General features: G+C 27.8%; 20 protein-coding genes. 2 read left to right on the top strand and 18 right to left on the bottom strand.

The features are described 5' to 3' along the window. Positions 1 to 34: 34 nt before the first annotated feature. The 4 genes from ACN6I1_RS04650 to ACN6I1_RS04635 form a co-directional block, all read right to left on the bottom strand. Positions 35 to 1378 carry a M20 family metallopeptidase gene (locus tag ACN6I1_RS04650; protein WP_419742901.1) on the bottom strand — a complete coding sequence of 448 codons (1344 nt, stop codon included), beginning with the start codon at positions 1376 to 1378 and terminating at the stop codon, positions 35 to 37. A 167-nt stretch (positions 1379 to 1545) separates the two neighbouring features. Further along, on the bottom strand, positions 1546 to 4164 hold the full coding sequence (locus ACN6I1_RS04645; RefSeq protein WP_419742900.1) for a cation-translocating P-type ATPase: 2619 nt from the start codon (positions 4162 to 4164) through the stop codon (positions 1546 to 1548). 214 nt (positions 4165 to 4378) lie between these two features. Next, positions 4379 to 4525 (bottom strand): hypothetical protein, encoded by a 147-nt coding sequence (locus ACN6I1_RS04640; protein ID WP_021429219.1) that lies wholly within the window; start codon positions 4523 to 4525, stop codon positions 4379 to 4381. A gap of 40 nt (positions 4526 to 4565) precedes the next feature. Then, positions 4566 to 7184: a cation-translocating P-type ATPase gene (locus tag ACN6I1_RS04635; RefSeq protein ID WP_419742899.1), complete on the bottom strand. Its 2619-nt coding sequence runs from the start codon at positions 7182 to 7184 to the stop codon at positions 4566 to 4568. A gap of 358 nt (positions 7185 to 7542) precedes the next feature. On the opposite strand from ACN6I1_RS04635, the gene ACN6I1_RS04630 reads away from it, so the two are divergent. Then, complete coding sequence (locus ACN6I1_RS04630) at positions 7543 to 8091, top strand: hypothetical protein (RefSeq protein ID WP_419742898.1); 549 nt, start codon at positions 7543 to 7545, stop codon at positions 8089 to 8091. Positions 8092 to 8094: 3 nt separating this feature from the next. On the opposite strand, the gene ACN6I1_RS04625 is transcribed toward ACN6I1_RS04630, so the two are convergent. From ACN6I1_RS04625 to ACN6I1_RS04610, 4 genes are all read right to left on the bottom strand, one after another. Next, positions 8095 to 8589, bottom strand: a complete 495-nt coding sequence (locus ACN6I1_RS04625; protein WP_220796703.1) for a hypothetical protein — start codon at positions 8587 to 8589, stop codon at positions 8095 to 8097. 192 nt (positions 8590 to 8781) lie between these two features. Then, a complete protein-coding gene (locus tag ACN6I1_RS04620; protein WP_419742897.1) occupies positions 8782 to 10677 on the bottom strand; it encodes a PTS fructose transporter subunit IIABC in 1896 nt (631 codons plus the stop codon). 5 nt (positions 10678 to 10682) lie between these two features. After that, positions 10683 to 11600, bottom strand: coding sequence for a 1-phosphofructokinase (gene pfkB, locus ACN6I1_RS04615; protein ID WP_419742896.1), 918 nt, complete (start codon positions 11598 to 11600; stop codon positions 10683 to 10685). A 118-nt stretch (positions 11601 to 11718) separates the two neighbouring features. Continuing rightward, positions 11719 to 13500 carry a BglG family transcription antiterminator gene (locus ACN6I1_RS04610; protein ID WP_419742895.1) on the bottom strand — a complete coding sequence of 594 codons (1782 nt, stop codon included), beginning with the start codon at positions 13498 to 13500 and terminating at the stop codon, positions 11719 to 11721. A gap of 176 nt (positions 13501 to 13676) precedes the next feature. On the opposite strand from ACN6I1_RS04610, the gene ACN6I1_RS04605 reads away from it, so the two are divergent. Further along, on the top strand, positions 13677 to 14810 hold the full coding sequence (locus tag ACN6I1_RS04605) for an AI-2E family transporter (RefSeq protein ID WP_419742894.1): 1134 nt from the start codon (positions 13677 to 13679) through the stop codon (positions 14808 to 14810). 14 nt (positions 14811 to 14824) lie between these two features. On the opposite strand, the gene ACN6I1_RS04600 is transcribed toward ACN6I1_RS04605, so the two are convergent. The 10 genes from ACN6I1_RS04600 to pseB form a co-directional block, all read right to left on the bottom strand. Next, positions 14825 to 15637: a L,D-transpeptidase family protein gene (locus ACN6I1_RS04600; RefSeq protein WP_419742893.1), complete on the bottom strand. Its 813-nt coding sequence runs from the start codon at positions 15635 to 15637 to the stop codon at positions 14825 to 14827. A 171-nt stretch (positions 15638 to 15808) separates the two neighbouring features. Continuing rightward, positions 15809 to 17398 carry a motility associated factor glycosyltransferase family protein gene (locus ACN6I1_RS04595; RefSeq protein ID WP_419742892.1) on the bottom strand — a complete coding sequence of 530 codons (1590 nt, stop codon included), beginning with the start codon at positions 17396 to 17398 and terminating at the stop codon, positions 15809 to 15811. A gap of 24 nt (positions 17399 to 17422) precedes the next feature. After that, entirely contained in the window at positions 17423 to 17722 is a 300-nt protein-coding gene (locus tag ACN6I1_RS04590) for a hypothetical protein (RefSeq protein WP_419742891.1), read from the bottom strand. Continuing rightward, positions 17723 to 17884, bottom strand: coding sequence for a hypothetical protein (locus tag ACN6I1_RS04585; RefSeq protein ID WP_160165079.1), 162 nt, complete (start codon positions 17882 to 17884; stop codon positions 17723 to 17725). Positions 17885 to 17947: 63 nt separating this feature from the next. Beyond that, entirely contained in the window at positions 17948 to 18280 is a 333-nt protein-coding gene (locus tag ACN6I1_RS04580; RefSeq protein ID WP_419742890.1) for a hypothetical protein, read from the bottom strand. 116 nt (positions 18281 to 18396) lie between these two features. Further along, entirely contained in the window at positions 18397 to 18636 is a 240-nt protein-coding gene (locus ACN6I1_RS04575; protein ID WP_419742889.1) for a hypothetical protein, read from the bottom strand. A gap of 16 nt (positions 18637 to 18652) precedes the next feature. Next, positions 18653 to 18958, bottom strand: a complete 306-nt coding sequence (locus ACN6I1_RS04570; protein WP_419742888.1) for a hypothetical protein — start codon at positions 18956 to 18958, stop codon at positions 18653 to 18655. A gap of 20 nt (positions 18959 to 18978) precedes the next feature. After that, positions 18979 to 19713, bottom strand: coding sequence for a cytidylyltransferase domain-containing protein (locus ACN6I1_RS04565; protein ID WP_419742887.1), 735 nt, complete (start codon positions 19711 to 19713; stop codon positions 18979 to 18981). A gap of 4 nt (positions 19714 to 19717) precedes the next feature. Beyond that, positions 19718 to 20905, bottom strand: a complete 1188-nt coding sequence (pseC, locus tag ACN6I1_RS04560; protein WP_419742886.1) for a UDP-4-amino-4,6-dideoxy-N-acetyl-beta-L-altrosamine transaminase — start codon at positions 20903 to 20905, stop codon at positions 19718 to 19720. 2 nt (positions 20906 to 20907) lie between these two features. Beyond that, positions 20908 to 21954, bottom strand: coding sequence for a UDP-N-acetylglucosamine 4,6-dehydratase (inverting) (gene pseB, locus ACN6I1_RS04555; protein ID WP_419742885.1), 1047 nt, complete (start codon positions 21952 to 21954; stop codon positions 20908 to 20910). Between the last annotated feature and the right edge of the window lie 51 nt (positions 21955 to 22005).

Below are 22005 nucleotides of genomic sequence, written 5' to 3'. Positions count from 1 at the left end.
TTATAGAAAGGTCCCTTGTTTATTATATATCAAATTATCTAGTTAGTTCATATAATGTAAGCGCATAAATTTCAGTAGCTTTTATTATATCTTTTATTTCAACATATTCATTTGGTTGGTGTTCTGTCTTTTTGCCCCAAGGGAATATTGCTCCAAATGCAACACAGTTATCTATAGCTCTTGCGTAAGTAGCTCCTCCAGATGCCATAGGTGTTGAATCACAATTTGTTTCTTGTTCGTATATCTTTCTTAAAGTTTTTATTAAAAAATGGTCATTAGGTATATATATTGATTTAAGCCAATCATATTCAATATAATCTAATCCATACTTATTTGCTTTTTCTCTTAATGCACTTACAAATTCATCTTTTTCAACTGTAACAGGTATTCTAACATCTAAATAAATTTTTTCACCATCTTCATTTAAATCAATTTTTCCTAAGTTAAGAGTTAACTTTCCTGATACATCTTCGCAATTTGGCAATATACAATTTGCATGTGCATCTTCTTTTATTACTTCAGATATAAAATCTATAGCTGGAGTATTTATTCTAATATTTTTAAGAGCTATACAAAGTCTAGATATAGAATTTATCCCTTCATTACATTTTTGGGAATGTACACTTCTTCCTATAACTGTTATAGCATTTTCTTCTTTTTTATATTCAAACCCTATTTTTTTTAATTCACTTTCTAGTTCAACTAAATTTATACTGTTATATGTAGCTTTACTTGGAACTGCATTAAAAGCATCTCCTGCTTTTAAATTAACTTTTGATGCTTTATTTGATGATAATATACATTGTAATAAACCTTTTTCAGCATTGATACAAGGAAATGCGCTATCTGGTGTAAATCCAAAACTAGGTATCTCTTCTTTATTTTCATTGTACTTAGCCATATCTCTCCATAAAGTTTCTTCATCTGTTCCAAAAATAAATCTAACTCTTTTCTTTAACTTGAAACCTGCATCTATTATTGCTTTTGTTGCATATATAGCAGCAATAGTAGGTCCCTTGTCATCTTGTGTTCCTCTTCCATAAAGCTTACCATCTATTATAGTTCCCTTAAAAGGTTCTACATTCCATGCACTTAAATCCCCAGCTGGAACTACATCTAAATGCCCTAAAATTCCTACTAGTTCTTCGCCTTCTCCTATTTCTGCATATCCATAATATCCTTCTTTGTCTTTATAAGTTTTAAATCCTAATTTGTCACATAAATCTAACATATGGTTTAGTACATCATCTATATCTTTTCCAAATGGATACTGCTTGCTTTCTTCACCAATTACACTTGGTATTTGTACACTTTCAATAATTGAATTAACCATTTCATCTTTAATATTTTCAACATTTTTTATAATTTGATCTCTCATATCATATACCCCCTTGTTCAAAATCTACTCTCAACTATAATTATATCAATTTATATTTTTATTTCTATAAATAATACATACTATTTATTTTAATACAAAATAATAAAACGGCTGAATGTAGATATTTTAACTTCTATATTCAGCCTTGTATTGGATTTAATAATTTTTTATTTTCTTTTTAAAAACTCACTTATCTCCATAGAACATGTAGATAAAACTGCAAGTCCAAAACAAATTAATAATATGTTAAAGTTAAAACTATAAGGAATATTAAATATTTCTCTCATAAACGGAAGCTGTGTTGACATAAACATTGTCAAACAAATACAAACTGCACCTAAAACGTATTTATTGCTAGTAAATCCTAATTCAATTATTGATTGAGTATTAGATCTAGAAGCAAAGGTTTGCATTATTCTAGAAAGTGTAAGTGTTGAAAATGCCATTGCAACCCCTAATTCATGAGAATACCTAAGACCTATTAATTGAGCCATTATTGTAACTGCCCCAATTATATACCCTCTAGTTAAAACAAACCCAATTGTATCTTTAGTTAATATCTTTTCATATTTATCTCTTGGTGGATTATCCATAACACCTTTTTCAGGCTCTTCAAGTCCTAGTGCTATTGCTGGCAATGAATCTGTTACAAGATTTATAAATAGTAACTGGATTGTAGTAAATGGATTTGGTAATCCTGCAATTACAGCAAATAATATAGCTATTATTCCTCCTAAGTTTCCTGAGAATAAATACGCTATAGATTTTTTAATATTTGTATAAACAGTTCTTCCTACTTCTATTGCATTTACTATAGTTGCAAAGTTATCATCTACTAAAATCATGTCTGATGCATCTTTTGCCACTTCTGTCCCACTTCCCATTCCTATACCTATATCTGCTTGTTTTAAAGCTGGAGCATCATTTACTCCATCTCCTGTCATTGCACAAACTTTTCCTTTTCTTTGCCATGCTTTTACTATTCTTATTTTATTTTCTGGTGAAACTCTTGCAAATACTGATATTTTATCTAAATCCTTATCTAATTCTTCATCAGTTAATGCATCTAGTTCATGACCTGTTAAAGCCATATCTCCATTTGTAAATAGCCCTATATCTTTAGCAATAGCTTTTGCTGTTGTCTTATGATCTCCTGTTATCATAACAGTTTTTATACCAGATTTTTTAGCATTTTTAACAGCTGGATAAACTTCTTTTCTCGGTGGATCTATCATTGCTGTAAGTCCTATTAAAGTTAGATTTTCTTCATCATTTGGTGTTGGAACAAAGCCTTCATCTTTAACACTTTTGCTAGCAAAAGCTAAAACTCTTAATGCTTTATTAGAAAATTCTTCATTCATACGCTTGTATTTATTTAAAATTTTATCATTTACTTTAACTACTTCATCTCCTACTAATGCATATTTACATCTACTAAATATTACATCCGGAGCTCCTTTTGTAAACATAACTACATCTTCATCTAACTTATGTACAGTAGACATTCTCTTTCTTTCACTATCAAATGGTAGTTCACTTATCCTAATATTTTCATTTCTTATTTGTTTATAATCAAAACCTTTTTTATTTGCATAATTTATAAGAGCAATTTCTGTAGGATCACCTATTTCAATACCTTCACTAGTTATATCTGAATCATTACATAGACTTGAGCACATTATTATAAACTCATCTTGTTTTGATAATTCTTTTGCTGCTGCAACTTCTAAACTAGTGTTATATACTAATGACCTTTCTGGATTATATACATATGTATCTACAACTGTCATCTTGTTTTGAGTTAAAGTTCCTGTTTTATCTGTACATATAACACTTGTTGATCCTAGTGTTTCAACTGCTGGTAGCTTTCTAACTATGGATTGTCTTTTAGCCATAACGTTTGTCCCAACTGCAAGAACAATCGTTACTATAGATGATAATGCTTCAGGTATTGCAGCAACTGCTATAGCAACTGCAAACATAAATGAATCAATTAATTTAGCTCCTCTTAATATATCTATTAAAAATATAAAGGCTGCTAATATTACTATACCTACACCAAGTTTTTTACTAAACTCGTCTAATTTTATTTGAAGCGGTGTTTGCTTATTCTCTGCATTTTCAAGCAAGTCTGCTATTTTTCCCATTTCAGTATTCATAGAAGTTTGTGTTACTACATACTTACCTCTTCCATAAACGACCATAGATCCACTAAAAACCATATTTTTTTGATCTCCTAATGCTACATCTTTTAATATTGGTTTGTTGTGTTTTAAAACTGGTTCTGCTTCTCCTGTAAGCATTCCTTCTACAACCTTAAGAGTTTGAGATTCTATAATTCTTCCATCAGAAGGAACATAATCTCCTGCTTCTAAAATTATTATATCTCCTGGCACTATATCTTTTGAATTAACTGTAACTTTTTTATTATCTCTTATGACTTTTGCATTTGGAACTGATAGTTTCTTTAAACTTTGAAGTGAGCTTTCTGCTTTCTTAGTTTGTACTACAGATAGTATTGAATTTAAGATTAGTACTGCAAATATAATTAAAGATTCCATACCTTCACCTAAAAATATTTGTACAAGTGCTGCTATTAACAAAATAATAACCAATGGATCTTTGAATGTTTCTAGGAATAACATCCAAATAGGCACCTTGGATTTTTCTTTTAATTCATTCGGCCCATACTTTTTTAGCAATTCACTTGCTTTAGATGAGCTCAATCCTTTTAAGCTAGAATTTACCTGGCTTAAAGTCTCCTCTACACTTTTTTTATAAAACATATACTTCCTCCACCTACATTAATTTAAATAAAATTATTAGCTAAATGTGCTAAAACACAAAAAAACCCAAGTAAAATTTTGTGGTCTTTAAAATTCACTTAGGGGTCTATAATCTCTTTTTAATATATATTTATATAAACATTATATACGTTTAATTTATTTTTGCAATACGTTGGATAAAAAAAGAGTATCGAAATTTTCGATACTCTTTTTATTATACTTCTAATTGTAATTTTATTATTTGTTCTAAACAAATATAAAATTTAATTATACTCATCATATGGTTTATTATATACTTTATAAAAATGGTTGGAGAAGTTAATATAAGAGTCGTTATTGTCATTACTATAAACTCATACATATATATACCTCCAAATTTTTTATTTATAAAGTATATGAAATTATTTTCTTTTTATAACTTTACTAACTTCCATTGCTAAAGTTGCAAGTACTGAAAGACCAAAACAAGTCATTAAAGTTGTGAAGTTAAAGCTACTTGGCATTGTAAATATTTCTCTCATAAATGGTAGTAATGTTAAAGAGAACATTATTAAACAAACTCCAACTGCACCTAATACATATTTATTACTCTTAATTCCAAGTTCAAATATTGTTTCTGTATTTGATCTTGATGCAAATGTCTGCATTATTCTAGATAATGTAAGAGTTGCAAATGCCATTGATACACCTAATTCAGCTGACTGTTTCATTCCTATAAATTGTGCAGCTATTGTAACAACACCTATTATAATCCCTCTAGTTGCAACAAATCCTAAAGAACCTTTCGATAAGATACTTTCATTTGGATCTCTAGGAGCATCCTTCATAACGCCTTTTTCTGGCTTTTCAAGACCTAGCGCTATTGCTGGTAATGAATCTGTTACTAAATTTATAAATAATAATTGTATTGTAGTAAATGGATTTGGTAAGTTTGCAAATACTGCAAATAATATAGCTATTATTCCCGCTAAGTTTCCTGAGAATAAGTACATTATAGATTTTTTAATATTTGTATAAACTGTTCTACCAACTTCTACAGCATTTACTATTGTTGCAAAGTTATCATCTACTAAAACCATATCAGATGCATCTTTTGCAACTTCTGTTCCACTTCCCATTCCTATACCTATATCTGCTTGTTTTAAAGCTGGAGCATCATTTACTCCATCTCCTGTCATTGCACAAACTTTTCCTTTTCTTTGCCATGCTTTTACTATTCTTATTTTATTTTCTGGTGAAACTCTTGCATATACTGATATATGATCTAAATCTCTATCTAACTCTTCGTCAGTTAATGCATCTAATTCACTACCTGTAAGAGCCATATCTCCATCTTCAAATATTCCGATATCTACAGCTATTGCTTTTGCAGTTGTTTTGTGGTCTCCTGTTATCATGACAGTTTTTATACCAGATTTTCTAGCATTTTCTACTGCTTCATAAACTTCTTCTCTAGGAGGATCTATCATTGCAGTAAGTCCGATTAAAGTTAAGTTATTTTCATCCTCAATTGTTGGTACAAAACTTTCATCTTCTACTCTCTTTGTTGCAAATGCTAAAACTCTTAATGCTTTATTAGAAAATTCTTCGTTCATTTTCTTGTATTCATCAATTATCTCATCACTAGCCTTTACAACTTCGTCTCCTACTAATGCATACTTACATCTATTAAATATTACATCCGGAGCCCCTTTTGTAAACATAACTACTTCTCCATCAACCTTATTAACAGTAGTCATCAGTTTTCTATCACTATCAAATGGTAATTCACTTAATCTAGTATTTAAATCTCTTATTTCTTTATAATCAAATCCGCTTTTGTCAGTGTAATTCATAAGTGCTATTTCTGTAGGATCTCCTATTTCAGCACCTTCGTTAGTTTTATCTGAATCATTACAAAGTGCTGAACTTAATATAAGGAAACTCTTTTGTTTAGATAATTCTTTTGTTGCTGCTGTTTCAAAACATCCATCATTTACTAGTGCTTTTTCTGGGTTGTAAGTAAAGTCATCTACAACTGTCATCTTATTTTGAGTTAATGTTCCAGTTTTATCTGTACATATAACACTTGTTGATCCTAATGTTTCAACTGCTGGTAATTTTCTAATTATAGCTTGTTTTTTTGCCATATTATTAGTTCCAACTGCTAATACTATAGTTACTATAGAAGATAAAGCCTCTGGTATAGCCGCAACTGCTATAGCTATTGCAAACATAAATGAATCTACTACTTCTCCACCTCTGAATACTTCTATTCCAAAGATTAAAGCTGCTAATATTACTATACCTACACCTAATTTTTTACTAAACTCATCTAGTTTTATCTGTAGTGGTGTTTGCTTATTTTCTGCATTTTCTAGTAAATCTGCAATTTTACCCATTTCCGTATCCATAGCAGTTTGAGTTACTAAATATGTCCCTCTACCGTAAACTACCATAGATCCACTAAAGACCATATTCTTTTGATCGCCTAATGCTACATCTTCACTTATTACATCTTCGTGCTTTAGTACAGGTTCTGCTTCTCCTGTAAGCATACCTTCTACAACTTTTAAGTTTTGAGATTCTAAAATTCTACCATCTGCAGGAACATAATCACCAGCTTCTAAAATTATTATATCCCCTGGTACTACATTTCTAGATGGCACTGTAACCTTTATCCCATCTCTTATAATTTTTGCATTTGGAACTGATAGCTTTTTAAGACTTGCTAAAGATCCTTCTGCTTTTTTTGTTTGAACTACTGATAATATAGAGTTTAAGATTAAAACTGCAAATATTATTCCACACTCTACAGCTTCTCCTAAGAACGCTTGAACCAATGCCGCTATTAATAATATGATAACCAGTGGATCCTTAAAAGTTTCTAAAAACAACTTCCATGTAGGAGTTTTTTCTTTTTCTTTTAACTCGTTGTATCCATGCTCTAATAGTATGTTGTGTGCTTTGTCTGAACTTAAACCATTTAAACTTGAGTTTAATTGACTTAATATTTCATCGATACTTTTTTTATAAAACATAATTTGCCTCCACCTAATTTATTTAAATAATAAAGACCTCCAAGCAAACTCTATTTTAAAATCAAAATAAAGTTTACTTGAAGGTCTCGCTAACAAGGTTTATCTTGCTAATCAACCGGGATCTTTAAATCCGAAATTGGCGATTGATTATCGTTTTTTAACGAAAGCTACTCCCCTTCAAGGAGTACTAAATTATTTATATAAATTATTATATACTTTTTTTTAATTTTTGCAACAGATCTGTAACATGTTTTTGTTTTTTAACATTCATTTAACATTTCACACATTTTACATAGTAATAAATTTATATAACGTACACATACTATTTGTAAACATTTTTATATAGGAAGGTGTACTTATGAAGAAAAACAGTTTAAAAATATTTAAATATTTACTTTACGCTATATACATTTTTTCCATAGGTTACTTTTTATTTACTAAAGAGTACGGAAAAAGTTCCATTAGTTTTTTATGTTTAACCATAATATTTATAATTACAAAAGCTTACATAAAAAACTTTTACGTAATAGACACCCCCTTATATATAGTAGGAAATCTATTTGTACTTTTTTCATTTTTAATAGGCTCATGCTATGGAATGTACGATATATTTAAACCTTATGATAGCTTTCTTCATTTTTGGTCAGGCTTTATAAGTTTAAAAATAGGTTGGAATATTTTAAAATACTATAATACACCAACTTTAACAGACAAAATGTTATTTTTCATAGTCATTTTCTTCTTTTCATTAGGAGTATCTGGATTTTGCGAAATAATAGAGTATTTACTTGATACGTTTTTTAATATGACAACTCAAGCTGGTGGTTTAAAAGACACTATGCAAGATATGATATATGCAATGACCGGAGCACTTTTAATGACTATTTACTATATTAGGAAGAAGTAGTAATTACTCTTCTTCCTTTCCTATATTAGCTTCTAAAACATTATACTCTCCTAATTTTGTATCATAATCTACAAATACCATTTTCCCATCTTCATTCACTTTAATATTTATACTTTTAGCTTCTATATCACTTATATCACCACTTTTGGGTCCAAAACACTTTATATAGTCACTTGTCTGTCCTGGATTAAGTGATTTATTTGATGCTATATAAGTAGTTTCTTTATCTCCTATTTTAAGTTCAACTCTTATGCTAGTTATTGTTAGATTTGAATTATTTTTTACCTTTGTTTTTATATATCTCTGACCGATTGAATCTGGCTGTGATATTTCTAACCCAACAAATTCTATATCGTCAACCTCTATAGGTGATTTTTCTGCATTGTTATTTATATTTACTTTTTTATCTACACTTTGATTGCTATTTGTACATCCAGTTAGCATGAATGCACATAATAGACTAATTATAATTATTCCTATAGATCTTTTTTGTTTCATATTTTTTCCTCCATGTATTAATTCATTGATAATATTATACAAAACCAAGGTTGTCGTAATTTGTTACACTTAGTCTTTTTAATATAATTTTATATAAAGTTATTTTTTTAAGGCAAACGCAAAATAGACTATGGATAAAATGCTCTCCATAGTCTATTCTTATATTTTTATTAATTATTATTCTATTTTATACTAATTTTGTATAGGTTTTTTTAATACTGCTAGTGCAAACATACCTACTAAAGACCCTGCTATTATAGCTCCTAAGTATGCCATAGGATGCCCTACAACTGGAACTACGAATATTCCTCCATGAGGTGCTCTAAGTGTTGCATTAAACATCATACTAAGAGCTCCTGCTGTAGCTGAACCTAAAACACAAGCTGGTATAACTTTTAAAGGGTCTGCCGCTGCAAATGGTATAGCACCTTCTGTTATAAATGACAATCCCATTACATAGTTAACTTTTCCTGATTCTTGTTGTTCTTTTGTAAATCTATTTTTAAAGAAAGTTGTAGCAAGAGCTATTGATAATGGTGGTACCATTCCTCCTGCCATAACCGCTGCCATTATCTCATATTGACCTGATTGAAGTGATGCTACCCCAAACACATAAGCTGCCTTATTTATAGGTCCACCCATATCTATAGCCATCATTCCGCCTAATACTAATCCAAGAACTAACTTTGAACTTGTTCCAAGTCCATTTAATAAATTAGTTATACCAGCATTTAAAGCTGCAACTGGAGGTATTATTACAAAAGTCATTATAACTCCCATTAAAAGTGTTCCAAATAGCGGATATAGTAATACAGGTTTTATACCATCTAATGAATCTGGTAATACACTAAATACTTTTTTAAGACCAACAACTAAATATCCTGCTAAAAATCCTGCAAGTAACGCTCCTAAGAATCCTGACCCACCTGCATTTGCAAGTGCTCCACCAACAAAACCTACAACTAATGCTGGTCTATCAGCTATACTATATGCTATATATCCTGCAAGTACAGGTAACATAAATCCAAAGGCAACGTCTCCTATAGATTTAAAGAATGCAGCAATTGGTGTATTTGATCCAAAGTTTGCTGGATCTATAGAATAGTTATCTAATAAAAATGCTAACGCGATTAATATACCACCACTTACAACAAACGGTAACATATTAGATACTCCATTCATTAAGTGCTTATACACTTTTCTAAATGCAGTTTCATCCTCTTTTTCTTCTGATGATTCTACATTTCCTCCATGATTATATATAGGAGCATCTCCATTTACAGCTTTAGTTATTAATTCCTCTGCTTTATGAATTCCATTAGCAACTTTAGTTATTATAACTTTTTTACCATTAAATCTTGCCATGTCTACTTTTTTGTCAGCTGCAACTATTATAGCATTTGCATTTTCAATTTCTTCTTTAGTTAAAATATTTTTAGCCCCTGATGATCCGTTAGTTTCTACTTTTATACTAATACCCATCTTTTCTGCTTGCTTGTTTAAGCTTTCAGCTGCCATAAAAGTATGAGCTATACCTGTTGGACATGCTGTAACTGCTAAAACTTGAGGATATTTTGAGTTTTTAACTTTCTTTGGTTCTAAAACTTCTTCTTTTTCTTCTTCTGGGAATTTTTCTTTTTCTTTGTAATCTATTAAATTTAAAAACTCATCTTCATTTTGTGCATTTATTAACTTTGATCTAAATTCTTCATCCATAAGTATTGTAGATAATCTAGATAATACTTCTAGGTGAGTATTATTTGCACCTTCTGGAGCTGCAATCATAAAGAATAAATGAGATAAACTTCCGTCAAAAGATTCATAATCTACACCCTTTTTACAAACTGCTGCTGCTAAACATGTATTTTTAACCGCTTTAGTTTTAGCGTGTGGTATAGCTATTCCTTCTCCGATCCCTGTTGTACTTTGATTTTCACGAGCTATTATAGCTTCTTTATACTCTAATCTATCATTTAAATTTCCACTGTTATTTACTAAATCTACTAATTTATCTATTGCCTCTTTTTTATCGTTTGCTTTTAAAGCAAGACTTATAGATTTTTTATCTATTAAATCGACTATTCTCATAAAATTTATCTCCTTTCAACTTTAATTTCACCTATTAATTTATATATATATTCTTTATCTGCCAAATCATTTGAAAATGCTGTTGCACCTCCACTAGCTGCTCCTAATTGTAGTGCTTTTTCGTAAGAGTTTGATTCTAAATATCCTGCAATAAATCCCGCTACCATAGAATCTCCTGCTCCTACAGAATTTTTCACTTCTCCATTTGCAACATTACTTATAAAAATTTCTCCATTTTCACTAATTAAAAGTGCACCATCTTTTCCCATAGACACTAATACATTTTTAGCACCCATTTCTTTTAACTTATTTGCATAAACTATTATGTCATCAATATTTTCTAACTTAACGTTAAATAATTCTTCTAATTCATGATTATTTGGTTTTATTAAAAATGGCTTATGCTTTAAAACATTCATCAATAAATCTTTAGTTGCATCTACTACAATTTTTATATTTTTATTTTCTAACCTCTTCATTATATTTTCATAAAGAGAAGAATCTAATGTGTTTGGTATGCTTCCTGCTAAAACCAATACATCGTTTTCCTCTAGCTTATCTAGCTTTTTATATAATTCATTTAAAGCCATATCGTTAATTATTGGGCCTTGTCCATTTATTTCAGTTTCATTTGTACTTTTTACTTTTACATTTATTCTTGTAAATCCATTTTCTAAGTTTATAAAATTTTCTTCTAAACCTTTATATCTTAACGTGTCTTTTATATAAGCTCCTGTAAATCCACTTACAAACCCTAATGCTTTATTATTGTATCCAAGCTCATTTAATATTAAAGATACATTTATTCCTTTGCCACCTGGGTATACGTATTCTTCATTTGTTCTGTTTACTTCTCCAGTTTTTAAATCATCTAATTTTATTACATAATCTATAGATGGATTAAGCGTTACTGTATAAATCATATTATCACCTCGCTAGTGTTATCTTATATACTTATAATACCCTTGAATACATTTTCCTAAAAGACAAAAAATTTCTCTTAATCAAAAGAGAAATTTGTCGAAATAAATATATTTAGTTTTATTTAAACATAGCTATAAACTTTTCATACTTCTTAGATTCACATATACTTATTACCTTGGCAATAGAATCTATTCTCTTATATATATTAGAAAATAAATCTTCATAGTTTAAAATACTTTCTTTTTGAAGAGATAACATTACAACAAGCCTTACTTGTCCAACTTCCCAATGTATGTTATTTTTTAAAATACCTATAGCTATAGAATTTTTAAAAACTTTACCATGAGCTCCATGAGGTATGGCTACCATATTTCCGATTTCTGTAGTAGCAATTTTTTCTCTTTCTATATAAGAGTTTTTCATTTCTTCATCTATATAATTATTTTCTAATAACCTATCTGACATATAACTTATTACATCATACTTATTATCAAAGTCTAAATCTATAAAAAATAAATCTTCACTAAATATATCTGATAAATTAACATTGTAATATATATTTCCAGTATCTAAGAACTTTTCAATTATATTTACTTCTTTATCATCTAAAAAAGGTGATATTTTAATTACTGGAATATTTTTAATTTGAACAGGAACTGTAGCTATTATAAAATCTACATCCATCACACCTACATAATCTATTAAATATGATGGAATAACTTTTAAAACTTCAAGTCGTTTTTCAAACTTTGCTTCTAATTTAGCCTTTATAAGCATTGATGTGCCTATACCTGATGCACATACTATTATAGTTTTCAAAACTTTATGATTTTCATTACTTGAACTTCTTTGAAGTGCTCCTCCTATATGAATAGCAATGTTTGCTACTTCATTTTCATTTATATCTATATTTAGATCTTCTTCTAATGTAGTTTTAGCTATATTAGCTAATTCAAATGCAAATGGATACTTAAGTTTAATATCATTAGATATAATACTTTGATTGTTTATATTCAAATCATTTTTTATACAAAAGTTAATTATATGTTTGCATAGATAATCCTTAAAAACGTCATCGTCGCTTAAATCAATAGATGTTGCAAGTTTTAAGTTTGCAATAAACTTATCTATAGAATCTAGCACCTTATTTTTTGTACTTTCAGTATTTTTATTTTGTACCTTTTCTTTATAATTAATTATATATTTATCTATATAATCGTTATAATCAATCTTGTTTTCTAAAGATAAATACAAAAGTATGTAATTAAACATGTTATTAAACTCATAATCAGTAAAAATAATATTTTCATTTTCAAGCTTATTTAAAATTTCATTTCGGATTGATATCATATTTAGAGTTACAAATTCACTAAAAAAATCTTCAATATTTATATCTTCATACTTTAAGCTGCTTTCTATTACACATCTAATTAGGTTATTTTTATCTCCATCAATTCCAATACCTAATTTATGCTTTGATATTACTTTTAAATTATACATTTCAAGAATTTTTTTAACTTCTTTTAAGTCATTTTTTATAGTTGATAGACTAACATACATTTCATCCGCTAAATTTTCAATTTTTAATGTATCGCCATTATATAATAAAATTATTTTCTTAAGTATATAACTAACTCTATCAAAATCATCTTTTATAGATTCATCTTTTATATCCTTTAAACTACTTATATCTCCGACTAAGTTATATCCTACTCCTCTTGCAGATTCTATTTTCACACTATCCATTATAGAGTTTATATTTTTTACTTCTACTTGAATTGTCTTTGTCGAGCAACCTATATCTTCTGCTAATGCCTTACTACTTATAGGTTGTTTACTATTTTTTAATATATCAATAATTTTACTTTGCCTTTTATTTAAAGTACTATTCAATATCATCAACCCTTATCATAATTGTTTATATTACTTCTTAATTTTACTATAACTGACCTATAGCTTTCAAATAAATAAAAATATATTTAAACTTTTGTTATATTTTTATGGTTTAAAGTTAATAAAAAAAATGTTATACTACATAGAATATTAATTTTCAAAATTTATTTTTAGGGGGACATATGAAAAAAATACTTGACGAAATTTCAAATTCGGTACGGTATATAATTCCTATTGTAGTATTTTTTATAGGAGTTATACTTTACAAAAATTTTGATCACATTATAACATTTACAAAAACTAATATTACAATAATCTCAGGTGTGTTAACTCCTTTTATAATAGGTTTCTTAATCGCTTATATACTTAATAAGCCTATGACTTTTTTACAAAATAAGTTTAAGCTAAATAGAGGTATTAGTGTAGCTATAATATACGGAATACTACTAGCTTGTTTAGTATTCATATGGCTATATGTTGTTCCAATTATACAAAAAAATATAACTGATTTATATTCATTTATGCCTCATAATATAAATGAAATCGAGGATTTAATAAATTCAATACTTTCAACATTTAAAATAAGTACTAAAAACCCTGAGTCTACACTACAAATAAAAGAGTTTATTACAAATTCCATAATCCCTACGATGACATCAATTGCAGGAGTTCTTAGCCAAACATTACTAGAACTTATAGGCTTAGTAGTAACTTACACAGTAAATATATTCTTAGGAATTGTAATTTCTATTTACTTCTTAATTTCTAAAGAAAAAACAATTCAAATAGTTAATGACTTATGCGAATGTTTATTTGGTAAATTCTATTTAAAAGCAAAAGAATTTGGTAAAATACTTGATAAAAATATAGGTTCTTATATAATTGCTAAATTTATAGACTCTTTGATATACGGAACATTTTGTACTATAATCTTAGTTTTATTAAAATCTCATTATCCCGTATTTGTCGGAATAATAATTGGTATAACAAATATGATTCCATTCTTTGGCCCAATTATAGGTACTATAGTTGCTGTTTTTATAAACCTATTCTTCTCATTTAATAAAGCACTTTGGGTTTTAGTTGTAATGGTAGTTGTTCAGCAATTAGAAAGTGCTATATTAGAACCTCATTTTGTAGGAAAACAAGTTGGAGTTCCACCGGTTCTTACAATACTAGCTGTTACACTTGCTGGTAATTATACAGGATTTATCGGAATGATGTTATCAGTTCCTATAATGGGAGTAATCATCATATACGTTAACAGATATATGGCTAATAAAAAACAACCCAAGAAATTACCAAAAATAGACTAGAGTTTAACTCTAGTCTATTTTTCTAAATTGATACTGTAAGATGATCCGATTTGCTTATAACTTTGACTTGAATCACTTATTATAACTGTAGCTTGATTTGGAACTTGATCAAATAACCATTTTATATCACTATTATGCATTCTAACACATCCAGCTGATACGTTCTTACCTATGCTACTTTCATTATTATTTCCGTGTATAGCATAAGTAGTTCCATAAGTGCTACCTACTTGAAGCCCTAACCATCTATTTCCTAAAGGATTTCTAGGATCTCCACCTTTTATATTATCTTTATAATAAGGTCTATTTACAATTTTATTTACTATCTTAAATTTCCCCTTTGGAGTAGGAGCTGATTTTTTTCCTGTAGCTACATTAAATTCTTTAACCAAAATACCATCTTTATAATAAGCCATAGTATTACTAGATGTTTTTATTATTATATAATCTCCCTTTGATAAGTTTTGGTTACTATTTGATGTAGCATTGTTATTATCATTATTGCTATTTACCTGCAATAAAAAATCTCCGCTACACCATCCATAACTGTTTTTATATTTTATCTTGTACCAAATTCCACATTTATCTATAGTATCAATAACAGCTTCTCTTTTTAAGCTTCCTATTTTCTTATAATTTGTACCTGGTCCACTTCTTATATTTAATGAAGTAGCATTTACCTTCATCTTATTAATTGTGTTTTGAGATACCATATATTTAGTATTTTTTTCATTGGGTTTATAGCTGTTAGCAGCTACATATGCAGTATTTCCAACTACCATAAGTACACACACCATAAAAGCTACAAATTTTTTTATGATACTCACTCCCTTTAAGTTTTATCTTCCTATATATCATATAAAAATTGCTTTATAATGGTGTGTTAAAATATATATCATTTTCGTAATTATTGTTACATTGCCGTTACTTTGTTTATATAAACAAAAAATCAGTATAAATTTTATATTTCAACAAATTTATACTGATCATTAAGTTATTTAAAATTGTGATACAACTGCTGATATTTCACTTAGAAGTAAATCTAGCTCATTCATATAATCTCTAAAAACTTTACATTGATAAATTATATCTTTTGACAATTTATCGTAGTCACTAGATTTCATATTAAATAGTTTTTCTTTTATATATACTAAAAAGCTTGATATATAGTTTTCTATATATACATTATTTTCATTTTTTATAAAATCATCTATGCACTTTAAAACTAAGCCAAATTGCATTATATTATCTTGATTAGGATGTTTTAGTATATTTTCACATATATTTTTTGACTTTTTAATATTGTTTTTTGTTTGATCTAAATAGTTCTTTATAGAAAATACTATTTCTTCAGTATTTATATTTATGTTTTCTCCAACATCATCTATATTTATTTTCTTATCTTTATAATTATAATTTAATATGTTACTTAACTCCTCATGTTTAGCATAATCTATATTTGCTCCATAGGATGCATTTTTAAATTCTATGTCTTTGTTTAATTGAATGTATAGCTTTAACATGCTCTCTAAATTTTCTTTGTATAAATTTAGTATGTCGCAACTATATATATCCTCTCCATTTATATCTTTTATGATTGTACATTCTTCTTTATTAAAGTCACTATCTATTTTATTTTTTGCAACTAATGCATGGTTTTTTTCATTTGTGTATGCAAAATCTTGACCTACAAAAATTATAGGATTACATCCTAATAAAAATGCAATATCCGTACAAGTATGTGCTACAGATCCTCCACTCATACATACAATCATGTCGTTTAAACTTTTTATACTATTTAATGCTCCTTGTGATACAATTATTTTTTTACCTTCGTATTCTCTTACTAGCTTACAATTACTTTTTTCACAGTATATCAGAGGTACTTTTTCATAAAAGCTATCTTTCATCATATCATAAGTTATATCCTGTGGATCTACTGATATAACAGCATCTGGCTTTATACCATTTTCTAATAGTGGATTTAAAGTTCTATTTCCAGCTATTATAAAAAACTTATCCAGTTTATCTTTATTTTCAATCATAACTTTTAAATTCTTATCTAAAGAAGGTCCAGCTGAAACTACTATGCATGGAACATCTTTGTTTACATTAATATATGAATCAAACTTACATGAATTATTTATCTCATTTAAATTTGATAATATATTTTCTAATGTTATTTTTTTAAATGTTTCCATTGTAGATAAATACACACTATATTTATCGTATAAACTATCTATTATTTTTTTTAATTTAATCCATTCTTCTTCATATAAAACATCATAGTTTTCATATATTTGAACATTAAAATTAAAGAAATTTTTACTATTTATTATTTCACTTAAGATAAAATCTATGTTTTCATCACTCATAGATATTATACTAATATTTTTATCATTTATTTTATATTTATATTGTTCATATTCATTATCACTTGGATCTATTATATAAACCTTATTTTTTTCACAAATACTTTCTTTTAAACATTCTAAATAGTCGCCTTTATTAAATCCAAACATTATAATCGTTTCATCAAACCTTATATCCTTTAAATTTTCTTTTAACTCTAATTGTTCACTCTTCAAAATTACCCCCACTTTGAATTAATCTTATAAAGGACTATATACATTAAATACATAATAACAGTTCTCTTTTATATTTAATGTATATCCATACCTACCATATTCATTAGTAAAACAATAACCTAATAAAATTTCTTCACGTGTACGTTTATCTATTTCAATTATTTCTATACAAGCATTTCTTATAATATGTTTATCTGGGTTATATACAGTTCCTTCTATAAGATTATAATCATTCTTTTTCAAGAATATATTTAAATTTATTATTTCATTGCTAACTATGCAATTATTATCTATAACAATTTTAGAGGAACTTAAACTCTCCATTTATTTTTTGTCATCAACTACTATTTTAATTTGTATACTTTCTTTGCCATTTGTATCCTCTGCTGTTATTTGATTTTTTTCTTTTTCTTCATCATCAACCTTTATTTTAACTATATCTAATTTGTTATACTCTTTTCCATCTATTATTATTTTTTCACTCATTATATAATCCTCCTAGATTTTAATTTAAAGCTAAGGCTAAAAGCCTTAGCTTATTTTTATTTATTAGTTTCCTGCTGTGAATGCTTCAAATGCATAAACTGCTGGAGATGTTAATGTATCTAGAGATATACCATATTCACCTTGTGCATCTGTAAACACTGTAGCTATTAAGTTACTAGACAATAAACTTACCCCTGTTGAAGCTAGTTGATAAATTCTTACACCTGCATCAGCTAATGGAGTCCCACTAGGATTTACTAATTTATTAAATGCTATAAGTCTATTCCACTTAGTTAAAGTAAGTGTTGATATCTGAGCTGACTTTCCATTATTTGATAATGTTGATGCAGCTGTCATTTTCTTTGTACCGGGTCTATAAGTCGTTGTTTGCGCCATATATAATTGCACTCCTCTGATATATTTTTTAGTTTACCTTTTATAAAGAGACCTGAATCTCTCTAATATATATATGACTAGTAGTTTTAATTTGCTACTTTAATCTAAACATCCTTTTAGTTCAATGGCTCGAAAACTTCGATTATATATTCTAAATTTTTATAGTTATACTGATTTAGCGCAAAGCAAAATTCTCCAAATTCATTGGTTACTGTATATCCAACTTCTTCTTTTATCCATTTGTTATATTCATTTTGATACCTTATATATATTATAACTACAGCGTTGTCTACTATTTCCCAATCACTATACTTTACATATCCCTTGATTAAATTTCTTATAAACTTTCTTTTCATATTGTCACTCCCTAGCTTAATTCACAGGAGAGTATACCTTAAATACATATCCATAGCATTTATACACTTGTAATGAAACACTATAGTTTCCATCTTCATCTGTAAATACAACCCCTAGTATATCTTTCTCTTGATTTCTAAGATTTGTTCTAATTACCTCCACTCCTGCATTTTTAAGGCATCTTCCTTCAGCTGTTTCTACATGTCCTTTAACTAAAAACCTGTCACTTTCCTTAAATTTAAAGCTCATATTTGCATTTTTACATTTTGCTAATTTTTTCCCATCCATTTGTACATTTATAGTTTGATATGCTTTACTCATAATATCACCATCTTTTAATTTTAATCTTTTAATTTCTTTTGCTTAATGTCCTTATTGATTAGTTCTAGTTTTGGATTATTTTCTAAAACTTTTATAATATCTTCTAAGAAAAAATCATGTTTATTATCATAAAGTTCATAGTAAATTTTATTTATTAATTCAAAGTCTTCTTTTGTATCTAATGTTAATCTATATTTAGAGTAATTTTTATCATTCTTATAATAATATATGTTAAATCCATTTTCATACATATATGGAGTTACATGTTCTTTTTCATAATTTTGATTTGCATTTAGATGTGTTATCTTAAGTAAATTAAAAGAAAATATTTCTATATCTAATCCCCTTGGGTAAGTTCTATAAATTTCATCTCCTGCATTTGTTACCAAATCATATTTATTGTTGGTATAAAAACTTAGCATTTCATCTAAAACCTTGCTATCTATAAGAGGACAATCGGAAGTGATTCTAACAACTATATCTACATTGTATTTTTTAGCACAATTGTAGTACCTGCTTAAAACATCATCCTCGCTACCTATAAAGTAATTAATCCCTAATTCTTCGCATAGACCTATTATTTTTTTATCTTCATCTTTATTAGTAGTTGCTATTACTATATCATTTAAATATTCACTTATTTTAAGTCTTTCATAAACATGTTCTAGTACTGTTTTTTTACATATCTTTTTCATAACTTTTCCAGGCAACCTACTTGATCCAAGTCTCGCTTGAACTATAGCAACAATATTCATTTTTTCACCTCTTATAATAATCCAACACACTATTTAATGCATTTACTACATCATTTATATCACTTTCATTCATATTTACATGTAATGGTAGTGTTATGCTAGAATTATAAAAAGTCTCAGCATTTTCACATATTATATCTTCATATCCTATCTCTTTGTAATACGGATGTTTATAAACAGGTATATAGTGAATATTTACACCTATATTTTCAGCTATTAACGCATTGTATATATCATCTCGAGTTGCTTTAAACTTATTTAAATCTAATCTTATAATGTATAAGTGCCTACTTGTGTCGCTATAAGCTTCTTCTTTTTGAAGTATAACTCCATCTATATCTTTTAATAATTCATTATAAGTATTTACTAATAGCTTTCTTTTTGTTATAAACTTTTCGATTTTATTTAATTGACTAATTCCCAATGCACTTTGTAAATCCGTAATTCTATAATTGTATCCTAAGTAAATTTGTTCATAATACCACTCTGGATGTTCCTTATTTCTCAAATTTCCTTTGCTTTTTGTTATTCCATGTGTTTTATATAACTTTAACTTTTCATATAAAGCTAATGAGTTAGTAGTTACTACTCCACCTTCACCTGATGTTATAGTCTTTACAGGATGCAAACTAAATGTTGTCATATCTGCAATTGAACCAATTTGTTTATCTAGATATTTGGTTCCTAAAGAATGTGATGCATCTTGAATTACAATTAAATTATTTTCTTTAGCAATCTCCATTATTTTTCCTATATTACAACACTGCCCAGTAAAATCTACAGGCAATATAACTTTTGTTTTCTCATTTATATATGATTTAATTTTATTTTCATCTATATTATAATCATCTAAATTTATATCACAAAAAACTGGTTTTGCTTTACAGTAAAGCATACAATTCGATGATGCAGCAAAGGTAATTGGAGTCGTTATTCCTTCATCACCTTTTTGTAATCCTGCAGCTAAACAAGCAATGTGAAGTGCTGCTGTTCCATTTGATACAGCTACTGCATATTTAGCCCCTACATAGTCTGCAAACTTTCTTTCAAATTCTTCAACTAATGGTCCTGTTGTTAAAAAATCGCTTTTTAAAGCTTGTATAACGCTCATAATATCTTCATCATCTATATATTGTCTTCCATATTGAAGATAGTTTTTTCTAGTAGGCTCTCCCCCGTTAATTGCAATCATTATTACTCCTCCTTATGGTTAAATTTTTCAAATTCATCTTTTGTATATAGATTTAAATCATTTAATCTTTCTCTTAATTGATCTATATTTAACCAATCGATATTATTTCCTGAATTATATTCAAACCCGTCTTCGATTAACTTACCTCCCGGTGTAAAGTGTTTTTCAAAATTCCACCACTCAAAATTAGGATATATTATATAGTGTTTATCATATTCATATGTATTTCTCGAATCATCCTTAGTTATCATTACTTCATGAAGCTTCTCTCCCTCTCTAATACCTATAAATTTAAATTTGCAATCATCCATCATTGCTCTAGCAATATCTGTAACCTTAAACGAAGGTATTTTAGATATATATGTTTCTCCACCCTTACTTTCTTTTAAAGCTTTTAAAACTAAGTTAACACCTTCATCTAAAGATATAAAAAATCTTGTCATTCTTTCATCAGTTATAGGAATTTCTTTTTTATTTTGCTCTATTATATTTTTAAAAAATGGTATTATTGACCCCCTACTTCCCGCTACATTACCATATCTTACAACTGAAAACCTTGTTATACATTGACCTGAATATGCATTTGCAGATATAAAAAGTTTATCTGAAACTAATTTAGTCCCTCCATATAAATTTATTGGATTGACCGCTTTATCTGTTGATAATGCAATAACTTTACGCACATTATTATCAATTGCTGCATCTATTATATTTTGAGCCCCATATATATTAGTTTTTATTGCTTCAAAAGGATTGTATTCACATGATGGAACTTGCTTCATAGCAGCTGCATGGACTATATAATCAACATCTTTTGTGGCTCTTTTTATCCTATCTTTGTCTCTAACATCTCCAATGAAAAATCTTACTTTTGAAATTTTTTCTGGGTATTTGTTAAGTAGATATTTCTTAAGCACATCTTGTTTGTACTCATCTCTTGAATATATAATTATTTTTTTTATATCATAGTTAGTTAAAACTCTTTCTACAAACTTTTTTCCAAATGAACCTGTTCCCCCTGTAACTAAAATACTTTTATTTTCTAACATAAACTCCTCCTTAAAGCAAATTTAACTATGTTTTACAATATGCCTATAAAC

The organism is Paraclostridium dentum (assembly GCF_048568265.1).
Taxonomy (GTDB): Bacteria; Bacillota; Clostridia; order Peptostreptococcales; family Peptostreptococcaceae; genus Paraclostridium; species Paraclostridium dentum.
Note: the sequence above shows the minus strand (reverse complement) of the source record. Positions and strands in the feature narration are given on the sequence as shown.

Coding starts and splice junctions, on each gene's coding strand:
- ACN6I1_RS04585 (WP_160165079.1), bottom strand. CDS start 17,884: ATGAGTGAAAAAATAATAATAGATGGAAAAGAGTATAACAAATTAGAT.
- ACN6I1_RS04590 (WP_419742891.1), bottom strand. CDS start 17,722: ATGGAGAGTTTAAGTTCCTCTAAAATTGTTATAGATAATAATTGCATA.
- ACN6I1_RS04565 (WP_419742887.1), bottom strand. CDS start 19,713: ATGAATATTGTTGCTATAGTTCAAGCGAGACTTGGATCAAGTAGGTTG.
- ACN6I1_RS04605 (WP_419742894.1), top strand. CDS start 13,677: ATGAAAAAAATACTTGACGAAATTTCAAATTCGGTACGGTATATAATT.
- pseC (WP_419742886.1), bottom strand. CDS start 20,905: ATGATTGCAATTAACGGGGGAGAGCCTACTAGAAAAAACTATCTTCAA.
- ACN6I1_RS04635 (WP_419742899.1), bottom strand. CDS start 7,184: ATGTTTTATAAAAAAAGTATCGATGAAATATTAAGTCAATTAAACTCA.
- ACN6I1_RS04640 (WP_021429219.1), bottom strand. CDS start 4,525: ATGTATGAGTTTATAGTAATGACAATAACGACTCTTATATTAACTTCT.
- ACN6I1_RS04630 (WP_419742898.1), top strand. CDS start 7,543: ATGAAGAAAAACAGTTTAAAAATATTTAAATATTTACTTTACGCTATA.
- ACN6I1_RS04610 (WP_419742895.1), bottom strand. CDS start 13,500: ATGATATTGAATAGTACTTTAAATAAAAGGCAAAGTAAAATTATTGAT.
- ACN6I1_RS04620 (WP_419742897.1), bottom strand. CDS start 10,677: ATGAGAATAGTCGATTTAATAGATAAAAAATCTATAAGTCTTGCTTTA.
- pseB (WP_419742885.1), bottom strand. CDS start 21,954: ATGTTAGAAAATAAAAGTATTTTAGTTACAGGGGGAACAGGTTCATTT.
- ACN6I1_RS04625 (WP_220796703.1), bottom strand. CDS start 8,589: ATGAAACAAAAAAGATCTATAGGAATAATTATAATTAGTCTATTATGT.
- ACN6I1_RS04650 (WP_419742901.1), bottom strand. CDS start 1,378: ATGAGAGATCAAATTATAAAAAATGTTGAAAATATTAAAGATGAAATG.
- ACN6I1_RS04575 (WP_419742889.1), bottom strand. CDS start 18,636: ATGAAAAGAAAGTTTATAAGAAATTTAATCAAGGGATATGTAAAGTAT.
- ACN6I1_RS04570 (WP_419742888.1), bottom strand. CDS start 18,958: ATGAGTAAAGCATATCAAACTATAAATGTACAAATGGATGGGAAAAAA.
- pfkB (WP_419742896.1), bottom strand. CDS start 11,600: ATGATTTATACAGTAACGCTTAATCCATCTATAGATTATGTAATAAAA.
- ACN6I1_RS04580 (WP_419742890.1), bottom strand. CDS start 18,280: ATGGCGCAAACAACGACTTATAGACCCGGTACAAAGAAAATGACAGCT.
- ACN6I1_RS04645 (WP_419742900.1), bottom strand. CDS start 4,164: ATGTTTTATAAAAAAAGTGTAGAGGAGACTTTAAGCCAGGTAAATTCT.